The sequence below is a fragment of the Haloferax sp. Atlit-6N genome, assembly GCF_003383195.1.
GTDB classification, from domain to species: Archaea; Halobacteriota; Halobacteria; order Halobacteriales; family Haloferacaceae; genus Haloferax; species Haloferax gibbonsii.
The window spans coordinates 282,538-298,822 of record NZ_QEQJ01000001.1; the positions used below are offsets into that span (position 1 = coordinate 282,538).

The window sequence follows — 16,285 nt, forward strand, 5'->3', positions numbered from 1 at the left end:
GTCAGTTCACGTCGAGGTTGGCCGCGACTTCGTCCTCGCGGACGATGGTCTCGCAGTAGTCGCAGCGCACGCCGTCCGAGAGGACCGTAAAGCGGGACCGGATGGGTTCGTCGGCGTTGGAGATGCAGTTCCTGTTCGGACACGAGATGATGCTCGCGACGGCGTCGGGGCGGACGACGCGGTTCTTCTCGACCACGTCGTAGTCGCGGACGATGTTGATGCTCGCGGCGGGCGCGATGAGCGACAGCACGTCCACCTCGGACTGGCTCAGCTCGCGGCCTTCGACCTTCACGATGTCCTTGCGCCCGAGGCGGTCGGAGGGGACGTTCATCCCGACCGAGACCGCCTCCCCGCTGGTGCCGTCGATGCCGAGGATGGCGAGGACGTTGAGCGCCTGTCCCGCGGCGACGTGGTCGATGACGGTGCCGTTTCGAATCTTCGAGACGCGGAGTTGGTGGTCGTCTGTCATCGGTCTTGGGAGAGGAGGATGTCCAACAGCGCCATCCGGACCGGGATGCCGTTGTGGGCCTGTTCGAAGTACGTCGCGTGGTCGGTGTCGTCGATGTCCGGCGAAATCTCGTCCACGCGGGGGAGCGGGTGCATGACGGTGAGGTCGTCCGCCGCCGCCTCCAGCGTCTCCGAGTCGATTTGGTACTGTCCCGCGACCTTTCGGTACTCGTTTTCGTCGGGGAAGCGCTCGCGCTGGATGCGCGTCACGTAGAGCACGTCGAGTTCGGGGAGCACCTCGTCGAGTTCGGTGTGTTCTCTGACCTGCGCGCCCGAGGCGTGGAGGTCGTAGCGGACGTTCCGGGGGAGCCGCAGGCTCTCGGGGCTGATGAAGTGCTGGCTGGCGTCGAAGTTCGTCAGCGCCTCGGCCAGCGAGTGGACCGTCCGCCCGTACTTCAGGTCGCCCATGATGCCGATGGTGAGGTCGTCGAGGCCGGCGTTCTCTCGGATGGTGTAGAGGTCCAGCAAGGTCTGGCTCGGGTGCTGGCCCGCGCCGTCGCCCGCGTTGACGAGCGGTACGTCGACGAACTCGGCGGCCATCGTGGCCGCGCCCTCGCTGGGGTGGCGGAGCACGAGCGCGTCCGCGTAGCCCTCGACCACGCGGACGGTGTCGGCGAGCGTCTCGCCCTTCTTGACCGACGACGACTCGACCGGTCCCATATCGACGGTCTGGCCGCCGAGGCGTTTCATCGCGGAGTCGAAGCTCATCCGAGTTCGCGTGCTCGGCTCGAAGAAACAGAGCCCGAGAACCTTTCCGGCGTGTCGCTGCCGGAACGCGGCCGGGTCGTCGTCGATGTCGGCCGCGCGGTCGAGCACCGCCTCGATGTCCTCCCGCGAGAGGTGCGACGCGGAGATGAGGTGGTCCTGACGCATCGATGAATGACGCGACCTACACCGACTTGAATCCCCCGGCATCGGACGCTCCGCGTGATATTCACCACCATGCACAGAATCGCCGACACCGCCGACCGCGGCGGAAACAGAAACTCGGTCGAAACGGTCGGAACACGCGGCGACGACCGACGCCGAACCGACTCGACCTTACGGCCAGTTCCCGGCGGAGTCGTAGGAGTCGACGACGCGCCGGATGGCGACGACGTAGGCCGCGGTGCGGAAGTTCGGCAGGTCGTGGGTCTCGTAGGCGTCGACGAGCTCCTCGAAGGCGTCGACGATGACGCGCTCCAGTTCGTCGTTGACGCGGTCTTCGGTCCAGTAGAACCGCTGGCGGTTCTGGACCCACTCGAAGTACGAGACGGTGACGCCGCCGGCGTTGGCGAGGATGTCGGGGAAGACGTGGACCTCGCGCTCGGTGAGCACGTCGTCGGCGTCCGGCGTGAGCGGGCCGTTCGCGGCCTCGACGACCACGTCCGCGTTCACGTCGTGGGCGAGCTCGCCGTCGATGGCGTTCTCCAGCGCGGCGGGGACGAGCAGGTCCACGTCGAGGGTGAGAAGCTCCTCGTTGGAGATGGCCTCCGTTCCCTCGTAGTCCGAGACGGTGCCGGTCTCGTTTTTGAACTGCTTGACCGCGCGAGTGTCGAGGCCGTCGGCGTCGTAGATGCCGCCGGAGGAGTCGGAGACGGCGACGACTGACGCGCCGAGGTCGTCGATGAGCTTCGCGGCGACGGAGCCGGCGTTCCCGTAGCCCTGGACGGCGACGGTCGCGCCCTCGATGTCGCGGCCGAGGTAGTCGAACGCCTCGCGGGCGGTGAGCATCGTCGAGCGACCGGTCGCTTCGACGCGGCCCTCGCTTCCGCCGTTCGAGAGCGCCTTCCCCGTGATGACGCCCGGTGCGGTGGTGTTTTCGAGGGTCTCGTAGGTGTCCTTAATCCAGTTCATCTCGCGCTGGCCGGTGTTCACGTCGGGCGCGGGGATGTCGCGGTCCTCCCCGATGAGGGGGCGAAGCTCCTTGGCGAACGACCGGGTGATGCGTTCGAGTTCGGACTCGGAGTACGCCTTGGGGTCGATGACGATGCCGCCCTTGCCGCCGCCGTAGGGGATGTCCACGACGGCGCACTTGTACACCATCCAGCCGGACAGCGCCTTCACCTCGTCGCGGCTGACGTTCGGGTGGTAGCGAATCCCGCCTTTGTACGGGCCGCGGTCGCCGTTGAACTGCGACCGGTAGGCGCGAAACAGTTCGACGTCGCCGTCGTCCATCTCGACGGCGAGGTTCGTTTCGAGGACTCGCTCGGGGTTCTTCAGCCGCTCGATAACGTCGTCGCGCACGTCGAGGTAGGCGGCCGCGTCGTCGATTTGCTCCTGTAGACTCTCGAAGGGATTCGCCTCTTGTGCCATGTCCTAATACGCTCCGGGCATCCGGTTAAGCGTAGCGGGGATTTTAGCATACCACACTATTGAGACACATACTCATTGATAAAAGGTAACAGCTAACGGAGGTTGGACCGACGGGGGGTCGCGCCGGCCCGAGCGCGCTCAGTACGACTCGCCGGCGCGGTCGAGAATGTTCTCGGCCTGTTTGACGAGCGGGGCGTCTATCATCTCGCCGTCGACGCCGAAGACGCCTCGACCCTCGCTGGCGGCCTCGTCGCGGGCGCGGAGCACCTTCTTGGCCCACGCGACGTCCTCGTCGTCGGGCGAGAACGCCTCGTTGATGACGGGGACCTGCGCGGGATGGATGGCGAGTTTCCCGTCGTAGCCGAGTCGTCGACCGAACGCGGCGTCCTCGCGGAGCCCCGCCTCGTCCCGATAGTCGACGTGAAGGGTGTCGATGGCGTCGACGCCGGCGGCCGCGGCCGCGACGACGACGCGCTCGCGGGCGTAGAGCACCTCGGTTCCCTCGTCGGACCGAGTCGCACCCACGTCGGCGGCGAAGTCCTCCGCGCCGAAGACGACGGCGGTCGTGTCGGGCGCGGCCGCGACCTCGGGGGCGGCGAGGACGCCCGCCGCGCTCTCGACGATGGCGATGACGGGACAGTCCGCGCCGACCTCGCGGGCCGCGACGGCGACGCTCGTCACGTCGTCGGCGCTCGTCGCCTTCGGGACCACGAGCGCGTCCGGCGGGTGGGCGGCGCAGACGGCGGCGATGTCGTCGCGGCCGGCCTCGCCGGGGTTGACGCGGACCGCGACCTCGGCGTCGGGGTCGAAGTCGGGGTCCGACAGGACCGCGGAAACGGTCTCCCGAGCCTCGGCTTTCCTGTCGGGCGAGACGGCGTCTTCGAGGTCGAAGACGAGCACGTCCGCGCCCGCGCCGGGGGCTTTCCGCAGCAGTTCGGGTCGGTCGCCGGGGGAAAACAGGACGCTTCGTCGGGGCATGGTGTGTGTATCGGGGGGAGCGGTGAAATATCGACTCGTCGCCGACCCGGCTCAGGGCCAGAGGCCGCGGTGTTCGTGGGCCTCGGAGACGCGTTCGAGCGCGACCATGTAGGCGGCGTCGCGCCACGTCACGTCGTGTTCCTCGACGCGCTCGCGGACGGCGGTCCACGCGCGGAGCATCTCGGTCTCCAGTTCGTCGTGGACGCGTTCGAGCGACCACGAGCGGTGGTTGAGGTCCTGCAGCCACTCGAAGTACGAGACGGTGACGCCGCCGGCGTTGGCGAGGATGTCGGGGACGACCGGAAGCTCGCGCGCCTCGAAGATTTCGCCCGCGGCGGAGGTGGTCGGGCCGTTCGCGCCCTCGACGATGAGGTTCGCCTGCACGTCGCGGGCGTTCTCGGCGGTCAGGACGTTCCCGACGGCCGCCGGGATGAGCACGTCCACGTCGAGTTCGAGCAGTTCCTCGTTCGAGAGTTTCCGCGGCGCGTCGTACTTCATGACCGCCTCGGGCTCTTCCTCGTGGGTCGGCACGTCGCGGGTGTCGAGGCCGTCGGGGTCGTAGATGGCCCCGTTCACGTCGGAGACGGCGACGACGGTCGCGCCCTCGTCGTCGAGGAGGCGCGCTGCGGGCGCGCCGACGGACCCGAACCCTTGGACCGCGACGGTGGTGTCTTCGATGTCCCAGCCGAGGTAGTCGATGGCCTCGCGGGCGATGATGGCGACGGAGCGGCCGGGCGCGGTGTCGCGGCCCTTGCTCCCGCCGACCACAGGCGGCTTCCCCGTCACGACGCCGGGCGTCGTCTCGCCTTCCTGCATCGAGTAGGCGTCCATGAACCACGCCATCGTCTGGGCGTCGGTGCCCATGTCGGGCGCGGGGATGTCCTTCGTGGGGCCGATGAAGGGGCGAAGCTCTTCTGCGAACCGGCGGGTGAGCCGCTCTTTCTCGTCGGTCGAGAGGTCCTTGGGGTCGACGACGATGCCGCCTTTCCCGCCGCCGAACGGGAGGTCCATCACGGCGCACTTCCAGGTCATCCACATCGAGAGCCCGATGCACTCGGCTTCGGTCACGCCGGGGTGGAACCGGAGGCCGCCCTTGTACGGCCCGCGGACGCTGTCGTGCTGGGCGCGGTAGCCGGTGTAGACCGCGGTCGAGCCGTCGTCGCGTTCGAGGGGCACCGAGACGCGGTGGACCTGATTCGGGTGTCGGAGCCGCTCGATGACGCCGGGGTCGACGTCGAGGTGCGCCGCCGCGCGTTCGAGCTGCCGGCGGGCCGTCTCGAGGGCTGTCTCTTCCGTCGGTTCGTCGTCCGTCGCGGTGGATGGTGCTGCGGATGCCATGATGGTTCGTGCCGGGCGGATGCCGGCTGAGCCGGGAGACAGACGCGCTGTCCCGCGCCCGTCGCGGCCGGCGAATCGGCCGCCATCGGGCGCTTTCGCAATCCTCTATTGTGGATAATTATAATGGTTGTTATCTAGTTTCGCTCGGGGCAATAGTTGTCACACCGGAGGGCCGACCGGCACGATTTTATCACGGTCTATCACACGGTTCACCATGACCGGGCTATACTACGAGGAGTTCGAGGTCGGTCAGACCATCGAACACGAGAAGCGACGGACCGTCTCGGAGTCGGACAACCAGCGCTTCTGCGACATGACGATGAACCAGCAGCCGCTCCACCTCGACGCCGAGTTCGCGGGCGACTCGCAGTTCGGCGAGCGACTGGTCAACGGTCTCTACACCATGAGCCTCGCGGTCGGTCTCTCGGTTCCCGACACGACAGACGGGACCATCGTGGCGAACCTCAGCTACGACGACGTGTCCCACCCGAACCCGGTGTTCCACGGCGACACGCTCCGCGCGCAGACGACCGTCCTCGACAAGCGCGAGACCTCCGACGGCGAGCGCGGCGTGGTGACGATGAAAGTCGAGGTGTTCAATCAGGACGACGACCTGGTCTGCGAGTTCGAGCGGACGGCGCTGTCGCTGAAACGCGAGTTCGCCGCCGACGCGGACGACGCCTGAGCCGGGCCGGGCCGGGTTGGGTCGAGCCACGGCGCGTCGCCCCGCGTCTCCGCGACCCACCCGCACCGTTTTCTCCCCGGGGTCGCTAGCCGGGACATGGATTTCGACGGCCTCTCCGCGCGGGCCGCCTCGGCGGCCGACTGGTCCGCTTCGGTCGCCGCCCGCGCCCCGGAGCCGATGACGGTCGCCCGGGTCGGCCTCGGCGCGATGGTGTTCGCCGCGGGCGTCCACAAGCTTCTGGACCCGCTTTCGTGGTCGGCCTACGTCGTCCCGTGGCTTGCGCCGCTGCTCGTCGTCTCGCCGGTGACGTTCATGCTCGCAAACGGCGTCCTCGAAGTCGGGTTCGGCGCGGCCATCGTCGCCGACCGCTACACCGCCCTCGCGAGCGCCGTCGCGGCCGTCTCGCTGTCGGCGACGTGTCTCTACCTCGCGGTCGTCTTCGTCGCGGAGGGCGGCCTGTTCGGCGACGTGCTCGCCCGCGACATCGGGCTCGCGGGGCTCGCGTGGGCCGTCTTGGTCGAGTCGCTCCGGCGGCCTACCCGAACACCGTGACGAGGATGAGCTGGGTGTTCATCAGCCCGGCGACGCCCCACGGAACGGCCACGCCGATGGGAATCGCGCCGCGGTAGCGGCCGGGGAGGACGTGCCACGCGACGACCGCGACCGCGAGGACGACGAGCTTCAGCGAGATGAGCGCGCCCACCGGGCCGAACGCGGGGATGAGCGCGAGGACGACGGGGTTCAGTTCGGCGAGGCCTCGGCCGAGCCCGTAGAGCGTCGTCAACACGTCGAGGACGAACGCCAGCATCGTCACGGTCCAGAGGACGTGCTCGTCGCTTACCGCGTGTGCGAGTGCCGCTCGGGGCGTCTCGGGAAGGGGAACTTCGTGGCTCATGGCGGGCTATCGGCAGGCGACGGCCCCGAAGCCGGGACGTGACAGGTCGGGTGGGACCGAGTGGGACGGAACGGGAGTCGGCCGACGATGAGGTCCGTAGCATCCCGACCGTCCTCAGTACGAGCCGCTTAGGTCAGTTACCGTGAGATTACCCGCCGGAAAAACGGAGCATTAACCGCCGAGGTCGGCTCAGAGAACCGTTCCGTGCTTCTTGTCGGGAAGCGACTTGTCCACGTCGGCGTAGAACTCGAAGCGGGCGACGAGCTCGTCGCGGAGGCTCGACGGCGGGACGATTTCGTCGATGACGACCTCGCTCGCCATCCGGTGGGCGTCGATGTCCTCGCGGTACTCCTCGCGGAGTTCGTCTTCCATCCGCGCCCGCTCTTCGGGGTCGTCGATGTCGGCGAGCTTGTTCGCGTAGACCGCGTTGATGGCGGCTTCCGGACCCATGATGCCGATTTCGCCCGAGGGGAGTGCGATGACGCTCTCCGGGTCGTAGGCGGGGCCGCCCATGGCGTAGATGCCCGCGCCGTAGGCCTTCCGCACGATGACGGTCTGTTTGGGCACCGTCGCCGACGACGTGGCGTAGATGAACTTCTTGCCCTTCTCCAGGATGGCGTCCTTTTCGACCTGCGAGCCGGCCATGAAGCCGGGCGTGTCGCAGAGGTAGAGAAGCGGAATCTCGTAGGCGTCGCAGGTCCAGATGAACTCCGCGGCCTTCTCGGCGGCGTCGGGGAAGATGGCCCCCGACCGCTCGGTCGGCTGGTTGGCGACGATGCCGACCGGCCGGCCGTCGATGCGGGCGAACGCGGTGACGATTTCCTTGCCGTAGTCGGGCTTCAGTTCGAACACGGACTCCGCGTCGACGGCGCGCTCGATGAGGTCGTGGGCGTCGTAGGGGCGGTTCGGCGACTCGGGGATGAGTTCGTCGATGCCGTCGGGCGAGTACCGCGGCGGTTTCGGCTCCGAACGAGGCGGCTTCTCGCCGGCCTTGTCGGGGAGGTAGGTGACGAGCTGCGAGACGAGTTCGCGGGCGTGCGCCTCGTCGCGGGCGACGAGGTCGGCGCTGCCGGACTCCTCGGCGTGCATCCGCGCGCCGCCGAGGTCCTGCATGGATATCTCCTCGCCGGTGACCATCTTCACCATGCGCGGCGAGGCGATGGCCATCGCGGACATCCCCTCGACCATGATGGTGAAGTCGGCGAAGACGGGCGTGTAGGCCGCGCCGGCGATACACGGCCCGTAGAGGACGCATATCTGCGGGACGTACCCCGAGAGCATCGAGTGGTTGTAGTAGTACTTCCCGATGCCCTCGCGGTTGGCGAAGAAGCCGGTCTGCTGGTCGATGCGGCCGCCCGAGGAGTCCATCAGGTAGAGCACCGGCTTGCCGGTCTTGAGCGCCCGCTGTTGCATGCGGAGGAACTTCTCGACGCCGCGGCGGGCCATCGACCCGGCCTTGACGGTGAAGTCGTTGGCCATGAAGTGGAGGTCGCGACCCTCGAACTCGGCGGCACCCGTGAGGAGACCGTCGCCGGGCAGCCGGGTGTTCGGGTCCGCCTCGTCGACCTCGGGGGAGTTCTCGTGCCACGAGTCGAAGTTGGCGAACTTGCCGTCTTCGAACTTCAGTCCCTCCGGGAACCAGCGGTCGAGGCGGTCGCGGACGAACAGTTTGCCGGACTCCGGCAATCGCTGTTTGTACTTCTCGGGGCCGCCGCCGAGGATGTCGGCGATTTCCTCGCGGAGTTTCTCCTCGCGCTCGGTTGGTCCCATGTCGTCGTCGAGCGGGAAGGTGTCCGCGGGCGGTTCGGCGTCCGCGACGGCCTCCTCGCCGTCGCCGACGAAGACGCTCACGTCCGTCCCGAGGTGTCGCGCCAGCGCGCTGGCGATGGCCTCGGCCTCGTCGCCGGTCGCGCCGTCGCCGATTCTGACCTTCATACTCGGTGATGCACCACCGTATTCAAAATGGTTTTCCATGTATGATTTGCCGGTCGGGCGAACGGAGGCCGACGACTATCTGGCCGGAGACCGGTCGCTGTCGACGACGGAGTCCGCGGAAAACGAGTGTGCCCGGTCGTTTCGGTTCGCTCGGGACGGTCGGTGGGGTCGGCGGACTAGTCCCGCCAATAGACGGGTCGGCCGCGCGTCAGTCCAGCGCCGCTTCGAGCTTCGCCACGAGGTCGGTGTTGCCGACGTACATCGGGGTCCGCGCGTGGAGGTCGTCCTTGTCCACGTCGAGGAGCGACTTCGCGCCGTCGGAGGTCGCGCCGCCGGCCGTCTCGATGACGTAGCCGATGGGGTAGCCCTCGAACTGGACGCGGAGTTTGCCCTCGGGGGCGGACTCCAGCGTGGGGTACGCGAAGATGCCGCCGTAGGTGAGAATCTGGTTCACGTCGCCGATCATCGACCCGCCGTAGCGGAGCTTGCGCGAGGCGTCCTGTTCGACCTCGCGGGCGAACGTCTCGAAGTCGTCGGTCCAGTCGGGGACGCGGCCGCCGAAGCCGTAGACCGACCCCTCGTCGGGGAGGGTGACGTCCTCGCGGACGAGTTCGTAGCTCGCGTCGTCGTGGATGACGTACTCGTCGACGGTGCCGTTGCGGGCGACGACCATCGTCATGACGGGGCCGTAGAGGACGTAACCCGCGGCGACGAGGTCGCGGCCGTGGGCCGGCAGCGGGGCCTCGTACACCGCGAAGATGGTCCCCATCGTGTTGTTCGGCTTCAGGTTCGACGAGCCGTCGAGGGGGTCGACCGCGACCGACAGCCGACCGGTTCCCACGTCGACGGACTCGGGGCGCTCTTCGCTGGCGTACTCGCCGACGCCCTCGAGCGCGCCGATGCGCTCGCAGAGGAGGTCGTCGGCGAACACGTCGGCGGCCATCTGCGTCTCGCCGCTCGGGTTCTCGTCCTCGGCGGTGACGCGGCGGCCGGGAAGACCGGTTCGAATCTCGGGCGCGGTGGTCGCGATGACGTCGACCACGCCGTCGATGGTCCGCACGTCGCGGGCGGTGTCGGCGGTGTTGATGTCCGTCGTCGCCATCAGGCCCACCCCTCGGAGCGTCGGCGAGTCGGGCGTGAATCGTCGGCGAGGCGGGAGCGTTCCCCGAGCGTCGTCGGGGCGGGAGATACCGTCTGCGGGGAGTCGACGGCCGTGTCGGAGCCGGGCATCATCTGATTCAAAGTGGTGTAACTACCTATATAAAATCTGCGTCTAATGTGGTTTAGGAGATATTGCCGAATTCGTCCGTTATGGGGTTCGTAACGAAATATTACGGGAAATGATTCTCCGAATGAAAATTACTACTCAGATAGTAAAAATTCGGGACGTGCGGGGCGGGACGCTCACTCCATCGCGTCGCGCGCCTGCGCCTTCCACGCGCTGACGACGGTCGGGTCGATTCGGAGGGCGTCGGCGACGTGTTCCGGGTCCGCGGTGGCGAGTCGCCTGACGGAGCGGACGCCCGCCTCGGCGAGCAGTTCCGCGTCGTCCTCGCCGACGCCCGCGAGCGTCGTCAGCGACTTCGGCTTCGACCGCTCGCGCCACGCCGCCTCGGCCGCGAGCGCGTCTCCCGAGCCGTCGGCTGACGCGTCCGCCGCCTCTGCCCCGCTCGGTGTCCAGTCGCCCGACGTCGTCGGCTCCGAGCGCGCTTCCGCGTCGTCGTCCGATCCCGACGGCGTCCAATCTCCGTCCCGCGCTGGCCCGTTCGACCCCGCCGCCTCCGTTCCGCTCGGGGTCCAATCGCCGGCGTCGTGCTCGTCGTCACCGGTACCTGCCTCGTCGGTGGCGTCCCAGTCACCCGAACTCGCGGCGACCCACGCGCGCTCGTCGTCGCCCAGCCCGCGAACCTGCGAGGAGCGTCGGTCGAGGTCGTCGCCGGAGTTGAACGACCACGAAAGCGAGTGCCAGCGCCGAATCTTCGCCGCGACGCCGGGGTTCGTCCCGGCGGCGACGAGGTCGCGGTAGCACACCTCGCCGTCGACGATAGCGTCCACGTCGATGTTCGACTCGGCGAGGGATTCGGCCGTCGCCGGGCCGACGTACTTCAGGTCCTGTAGCTCGGTCGGCACGGCGTCGCTCGCGCGTCGACCCCGCGGTCTGAGCAGGTGCGTCAGCGCCTCGTCGGGGTTCGACGGCCCCTCGTCCGCCTCGCTCGCCTCGTCCGCCTCGGTTGCCCGGTTCGTGCCCTCGCCGTCGCTCCGGCGCGCGTCCGAGACGGCTTCCCCTCCGTCCCCGCCCGCGTCGTCTTCGTCGTATCTGCCGGCGTCGTTCACCCCAGTCACCGTTGCATATCCCCATTCTTGCGCCCGACTTGAGTCTTCCCGTGAAAGTCACGAGTCTGTCACTATTCCGAACGCATCGGCAAGTTTTACCTCCCCACCTCGCGCAGAACCGGACATGTACGATACCGAAGATATCGACACGGTGGGCGTCGTCGGCGCGGGAACGATGGGCAACGGCATCGCGCAGGTGGCCGCGATGGCCGGCTACGACGTGGTCATGCGCGACCTCGAAGCGGAGTACGTCGAACGCGGCCTGTCGGCCATCGACGACAGCCTCTCGCGGTTCGTCTCGAAGGAGAAACTGACCGCGGCGGAGGCCGACGCGACCAAGGGGCGCATCTCGGGGACGACCGAGCTCGCGGACCTCGCCGACTGCGACCTCGTGGTCGAGGCGGCCGTCGAGAACATGGACGTGAAACGCGAGGTCTTCGCCGACCTCGACGACATCGTCCCCGAGGGCGTCGTGCTGGCGACCAACACCAGCACGCTCTCTATCACGACCATCGCGGCCGCGACCGAGCGCCCCGACCTCGTCGTCGGCCTCCACTTCATGAACCCCGTCCCGATTATGAAGGGCGTCGAGGTCGTCCGCGGCGAGAAGACCGACGACGAGGTCGTCGCCTTCGCCCACGACTTCTCCGAGGACCTCGGCAAGGAGACGTGGGAGTCCGACGACAAGCCCGGCTTCGTCACCAACCGCATCCTCATGCCGTGGCTCAACGAGGGCATCCGCGCCTACGACGAGGGCGTCGCCTCCAAGGAGGACATCGACCGCGGCATGACCCTCGGCACGAACGTCCCGATGGGCCCGCTCACCCTCGCGGACCACATCGGCCTCGACATCTGTCTGGACGCCTCCGAGACGCTGTTCGAGGAACTCGGCGACCGCTACAAGCCGGCGTACCTGCTCAAGCGAAAGGTCGCGGCGGGCGACCTCGGCAAGAAGACGGGCAAGGGCTTCTACGAGTACGACTAACGGCGCTCTCCGGTCGCCGCCGTCTTCGACGCCGAATCCGAACCGCGGCGATAGCGCATCACACCGGCACCGACCGCCCCCGCGACCAGAAACAGCCCGCCCAGCCCCGCCAGCGCCAGCGCCAACCCTTCGACGGTCTGTGACCCGGCGGCGGCGACGAAGGCGATGAGCGCGCCGAAGAGGAACACGGCGGCGACGAATCCGCCGACGAAGAGGACGAACGACGGCGAGAGGAAGTCGTCTGCGGGCATACGCTCACCTTGACCGCGAGGAGACGAAACTGTTGCCCCGCGAAGGAGAAGGCTATCAAACCTGAAATCCCGCGCGAACCCTTTTATCCCGTCCCGCGTGAAGGTCTCTCAATGATTACGGTCGAGAACCTGCGGAAGACCTACGGCGACTTCCCCGCCGTCGTGGGAAGCGATTTCTCGGTCGAGTCGGGCGAGGTGTTCGGCATCGTCGGCCCCAACGGCGCGGGGAAGACGACGACGCTGAAGATGCTCGCCGGGCTCGTCGAACCGACCGGCGGGTCGGCGTCGGTGCTCGGATACGACCCCGAGGAGCCGGCGATGCGGCGCAAACTCGGCTTTCTCCCCGAGGAGTCGCCGCTGTACGAGGACATGACCGCGCGGTCGTACCTCCGATTCTTCGCCGACCTCTACGACGTGCCCCGCGACGTGGCCGACGAGCGAACCGGCGCGGTGCTCGACCGCCTCGACCTCGAATACCGCGACCGCCGGCTCGGCGACATGTCGAAGGGGATGAAGCGCAAGGTCGCCATCGCCCGGTCGCTCGTCAACGACCCCGACCTGCTCATCTACGACGAACCGGCCAGCGGCCTCGACCCCCTGACGACGAACGTCGTCTTGGAGTTCGTCCGCGAGCTCCGCGACGAGGACAAGACCGTCGTCTTCAGCGCGCACAACCTCTTTCACGTCGAGTCCATCTGCGACCGCGTGGTCATCATGAACCGCGGCGAAATCATCGCCCGCGGGACGGTCCCCGAGATTCGCGCGGAACACGGCGAGACGACCTACCGCGTCTTCACGACCGTACCGCTCCCGGAGACCCTGCCCGCGGACGACGAGGTCGGAGGCGAAGGCGAGGAGCGCCACGTCGCCGTCGTCGACGAGATGGCGGCCGTCGAGTCGCTCCGCGAGGCGGCCGAGGCCGCCGGCGGCCGCGTCGCCGACATCCGAACCGACGAGGCGTCGCTGGAGGACATCTTCCTCCGACTCGCCCGCGAAGCGCCGACGACGAGCGAGGCCGAGGGCGGTCGCGGACGGGCCGCTGGCGGGGAGGGCGTCGCCGGTGAGCACGGACAGCGCGCCCCCGGAGGTAACGGGCAGTCGTGACCGACCTCCGAACGCGACTGGTCGCACACGCCCGGACCGTTCTCCGAATCGCCCGCTGGGAGGTGTCGCGCTCGGCGGGGACGCTCGACCGCCGGACCGCCGTTATCGGACTGGTCGCCGTCCTCGTCGCCGGCGGCATCGCGGCCGGGGCGGCCGGCGGCGGGGTCGCGCTCGACCGCGACCTCTACCGCGTCGGCATCGCCGGCGACAGTCCCTACTACGACGCCGTGGACCAGTCGTCCACGCTCGACCCGCGACCCGTCTCGGACCCGAACGTCGAACTCGTCGTCAGCGAGACGCACATCTCGGTCGCGGACACGCAGACCGGTCGGGCCGCCTACAGCGCGTTCCGCGACGCGGTCCAGTCGTACAACGAGCGACAGATGGCCCGCGAGGAGAACCAGTCCGCGGCGTTCCCGGTCGTCGTCGACCTCCAGTACCGCGAGCGCGCCGCGCTCGTCCCGGCCGGAAGCCGCGTCGACGGCGGCGCAGGTGGGAGCGGTGACGCCGGTACCGGCGGCGGGGGCGGAACCGACGCCGGAACCGGAAGCGGAACCACCGGCGGCGACACCGCGGGTGACTCGGCCGCCGACGGACCCGACGCTTCGGACGCCGCCGCGGCCGACGACGGCGGCGTCGACGCCCCGTCGTTCGGCGGGATGGCGAGCCTCTTCGGCGGCGACACCAGCGGGTCGCCGGCGAGCATCAGCCCGCCGTTCCCCTTCGCCTCGCTCGTCCTCGCATTCGCCTTCCTCGTGCCGATGAACTTCGTGATTCAGGCCTACGGGTCGAGCATCCTCAACGAGCGCATCAACCGCCGCGGCGAACTGCTCCTCGTCGCGCCCATCTCGCCGGGCGACATTGTCGCCGGCAAGACGCTCCCGTACCTGCTCGGCACGGTCGCGATAACTATCGCCATCGCGGCCGCGGTCGGCGGCGGCGTCGTCTCGGTGGCGGCGGTCGTCCCCATCGGCCTCCTGTTTCTCGCGTCGACGTTCGTCGGCGCGATGTTCGCCCGCTCGTTCAAGGAACTCACGTTCGTCACGGTGACGGTGTCGGTGTTCCTGACGACGTACACGTTCGTCCCGGCCATCTTCACGAACGTCACGCCCATCGCGCTCATCTCGCCGCTGACGCTCGTCGTCCGCGACCTCGCCGGCGAGTCGATTCCGCTCGGCGAGTTCCTGTTTTCGGTCGGGCCGATTCTCCTCGCCGCGGGCGTGCTGTTCCTCCTCGGCGTCGGCGTCTACCGCGAGGAGGACATGTTCACCCAGCGGCCGGTCCCGCTGAAGTTCCTCGACGCGCTCGACAGTCGCATCTCGCGGGCGCGCTCCGTGGCGACCCTCTCGGCGCTGTCGATTCCGTTCGTCTTCATCGCCGAACTGCTGGCCATCGCGGTGCTGTTCGTCCTCCCGGTGGACCTGACCGTCCCGATGATTCTCCTCGCGGTCGCGGTCATCGAGGAGTTGGCCAAGAGCCTCCACGTCCTCGCCGCCTTCGAGAAGGCGCGCTTTTCCCGGACGCTCCGGTCGTCGCTCGTCCTCGGCGGGCTCTCCGGCCTCGGCTTTTTCGTCGGCGAGAAGTTCACCGCCATCGCCCAACTCGCCGGGTTGCAGTCGCTCACGCTCGGGCAGACCGCCTTCGCGCCCTCCGGCGTCGGTATCGGCGACGGGACCGGCGTGAGCGCCCTCGTCGTGCTCGGCCTGTTCCTCGCGCCGCTGGCGCTCCACGCGGTGACCGCCAGCGTGACCGCCTTCGGGGCGAGTCGGGGGCGCTCGGCCTACGGGGTCGCGCTCGCGGGCGCAATCGCGATTCACCTCGTCTACAACCTCCAGGTGGTGAGCGCCCTTGGGTAGCCCGCGACTCGCCATCGCCCGGCGCGAACTCGGCAGTCTCCGCAAGGAAAAGACCATCGTGCTGGCGCTGGCCATCCAGCTGTTCGTCGCGGCGTTCTCGTCGTTCCTCGTCGTCGGGCTCGTCTCGCTGTACGACCCCGGCGCGGCGAGCTATCAGGTGGACGTGGCCGTCACGGGCGACGAGGAGGCCGTCGAGGACCTGCTTCGCGCCGTCGGGACCGAAGACGGACTCAGCGGGCGGCCGTACTCGTCCACGTCGGCCGCGATGACGGCGTTCCAAGAACGGCAGGTCGATGCCGTCTTAGAGGCGTCTACGGGCGAGGACGGCAGGATACGAGTCGCGGCGGTCGCGCCCGACACGGGCGTGGAGACGACGGCGGTCGTCACCCGCCTCCGCGACGCGCTCCGCGAACTGGAGCGCAACGAACGCGCGGAGCGGAGCGCGTTCCTCGCCACGGACCCGCTGTCACTCCCGCCGGCGGCGGATTCGAGCCCGTACTTCGGCTTCACCTACACGGTGCTCGTCCCGCTGTTGCTGTTCCTGCCCGTGTTCATCTCCGGGTCGCTGGTGGTCGACTCGCTCACGGAGGAGGTGGCCCGCGGGACGCTCGAACTCCTGCGGGTCGCGCCCGTGAGCTTCGCGGCCGTCGTCGACGGAAAGCTCCTCGCAGCCGGCGGGCTGGCACCCGTGCAGGCGGTGGCGTGGATGCTCCTCCTCCAACTGAACGGGTCGACCATCGAGAGCGTCCCGTGGCTGTTCGGCATGGTCGCCGGGCTCTCGGCCGTCGTCGTCACGCTCGGCGCGGCGGTGGCGATTACCTCGCCCGACCGCCGGGTCGCCCAACTCCTGTACTCCATCGGCGTGCTCCTCGTCTTCGCGGGCACGTCGCTCCTTCCATTGAGCCCCGCGAACACGGCCGCGCGGCTGGCGCTCGGGACGGCGGGGGTCGGCGCGAAAGTCGCCGTCGCGGGGCTCGTCTTCGTCGGCGTCGTCGCGCTCGTCGGCCTCCGGTTCGTCGTCGACCGGGTGGACCCGAACGAACTCGGCTGAGGCCCCGTCTCTCAGTTCCGCGCTCGGCGTTCCCGCCCGCCCTCCCTGTGACACCGCACCGGAAGTCGTAC

Annotated in this window: 16 protein-coding genes; 6 read left to right on the top strand and 10 right to left on the bottom strand. The window is 68.7% G+C overall.

Going from position 1 to position 16,285, the window contains the following annotated elements:
* Position 1 precedes the first annotated feature (1 nt).
* The 5 genes from pyrI to gdhB form a co-directional block, all read right to left on the bottom strand.
* On the bottom strand, positions 2–469 hold the full coding sequence (pyrI, locus tag DEQ92_RS01380) for an aspartate carbamoyltransferase regulatory subunit (RefSeq protein WP_004977049.1): 468 nt from the start codon (positions 467–469) through the stop codon (positions 2–4).
* Entirely contained in the window at positions 466–1,380 is a 915-nt protein-coding gene (pyrB, locus tag DEQ92_RS01385; RefSeq protein WP_004977050.1) for an aspartate carbamoyltransferase, read from the bottom strand. The genes pyrI and pyrB overlap by 4 nt, the downstream gene beginning before the upstream one ends.
* A gap of 168 nt (positions 1,381–1,548) precedes the next feature.
* Positions 1,549–2,802 (bottom strand): Glu/Leu/Phe/Val dehydrogenase, encoded by a 1,254-nt coding sequence (locus DEQ92_RS01390; protein ID WP_004977051.1) that lies wholly within the window; start codon positions 2,800–2,802, stop codon positions 1,549–1,551.
* Between the two features lie 138 nt (positions 2,803–2,940).
* Complete coding sequence (locus DEQ92_RS01395) at positions 2,941–3,780, bottom strand: CoA ester lyase (RefSeq protein ID WP_115804826.1); 840 nt, start codon at positions 3,778–3,780, stop codon at positions 2,941–2,943.
* Between the two features lie 51 nt (positions 3,781–3,831).
* Positions 3,832–5,118: a glutamate dehydrogenase GdhB gene (gene gdhB / locus DEQ92_RS01400; protein ID WP_004977053.1), complete on the bottom strand. Its 1,287-nt coding sequence runs from the start codon at positions 5,116–5,118 to the stop codon at positions 3,832–3,834.
* Between the two features lie 184 nt (positions 5,119–5,302).
* On the opposite strand from gdhB, the gene DEQ92_RS01405 reads away from it, so the two are divergent.
* Both DEQ92_RS01405 and DEQ92_RS01410 read left to right on the top strand, forming a co-directional pair.
* A complete protein-coding gene (locus DEQ92_RS01405; protein ID WP_338072316.1) occupies positions 5,303–5,803 on the top strand; it encodes a MaoC family dehydratase in 501 nt (166 codons plus the stop codon).
* Between the two features lie 96 nt (positions 5,804–5,899).
* Positions 5,900–6,355, top strand: coding sequence for a DoxX family membrane protein (locus tag DEQ92_RS01410; protein WP_004977055.1), 456 nt, complete (start codon positions 5,900–5,902; stop codon positions 6,353–6,355).
* Here DEQ92_RS01410 and DEQ92_RS01415 read toward each other — a convergent pair.
* From DEQ92_RS01415 to DEQ92_RS01430, 4 genes are all read right to left on the bottom strand, one after another.
* Complete coding sequence (locus DEQ92_RS01415; protein ID WP_004977058.1) at positions 6,339–6,698, bottom strand: DUF5658 family protein; 360 nt, start codon at positions 6,696–6,698, stop codon at positions 6,339–6,341. The genes DEQ92_RS01410 and DEQ92_RS01415 overlap by 17 nt on opposite strands.
* 189 nt (positions 6,699–6,887) lie before the next feature.
* Positions 6,888–8,633: an acyl-CoA carboxylase subunit beta gene (locus DEQ92_RS01420; RefSeq protein ID WP_004977059.1), complete on the bottom strand. Its 1,746-nt coding sequence runs from the start codon at positions 8,631–8,633 to the stop codon at positions 6,888–6,890.
* A gap of 208 nt (positions 8,634–8,841) precedes the next feature.
* Complete coding sequence (locus tag DEQ92_RS01425; RefSeq protein ID WP_004977061.1) at positions 8,842–9,735, bottom strand: class 1 fructose-bisphosphatase; 894 nt, start codon at positions 9,733–9,735, stop codon at positions 8,842–8,844.
* A gap of 302 nt (positions 9,736–10,037) precedes the next feature.
* Entirely contained in the window at positions 10,038–10,967 is a 930-nt protein-coding gene (locus tag DEQ92_RS01430; protein WP_115820329.1) for a helix-hairpin-helix domain-containing protein, read from the bottom strand.
* A gap of 124 nt (positions 10,968–11,091) precedes the next feature.
* Here DEQ92_RS01430 and DEQ92_RS01435 point away from each other — a divergent pair, with 124 nt between their 5' ends.
* Complete coding sequence (locus DEQ92_RS01435) at positions 11,092–11,952, top strand: 3-hydroxyacyl-CoA dehydrogenase family protein (protein ID WP_115804824.1); 861 nt, start codon at positions 11,092–11,094, stop codon at positions 11,950–11,952.
* On the opposite strand, the gene DEQ92_RS01440 is transcribed toward DEQ92_RS01435, so the two are convergent.
* Positions 11,949–12,203: a hypothetical protein gene (locus tag DEQ92_RS01440; protein WP_004977066.1), complete on the bottom strand. Its 255-nt coding sequence runs from the start codon at positions 12,201–12,203 to the stop codon at positions 11,949–11,951. The two genes, DEQ92_RS01435 and DEQ92_RS01440, sit on opposite strands and share 4 nt — an antisense overlap.
* Positions 12,204–12,314: 111 nt before the next feature.
* On the opposite strand from DEQ92_RS01440, the gene DEQ92_RS01445 reads away from it, so the two are divergent.
* From DEQ92_RS01445 to DEQ92_RS01455, 3 genes are read left to right on the top strand one after another with little or no spacing between them, the layout of a single operon-like run.
* A complete protein-coding gene (locus tag DEQ92_RS01445) occupies positions 12,315–13,307 on the top strand; it encodes an ABC transporter ATP-binding protein (RefSeq protein ID WP_004977067.1) in 993 nt (330 codons plus the stop codon).
* Positions 13,304–15,163 (top strand): ABC transporter permease, encoded by a 1,860-nt coding sequence (locus DEQ92_RS01450; RefSeq protein WP_115820330.1) that lies wholly within the window; start codon positions 13,304–13,306, stop codon positions 15,161–15,163. The genes DEQ92_RS01445 and DEQ92_RS01450 overlap by 4 nt, the downstream gene beginning before the upstream one ends.
* Positions 15,156–16,214: an ABC transporter permease gene (locus DEQ92_RS01455; protein WP_115804822.1), complete on the top strand. Its 1,059-nt coding sequence runs from the start codon at positions 15,156–15,158 to the stop codon at positions 16,212–16,214. Before DEQ92_RS01450 ends, DEQ92_RS01455 begins: the two co-directional genes overlap by 8 nt.
* Positions 16,215–16,285 lie beyond the last annotated feature (71 nt).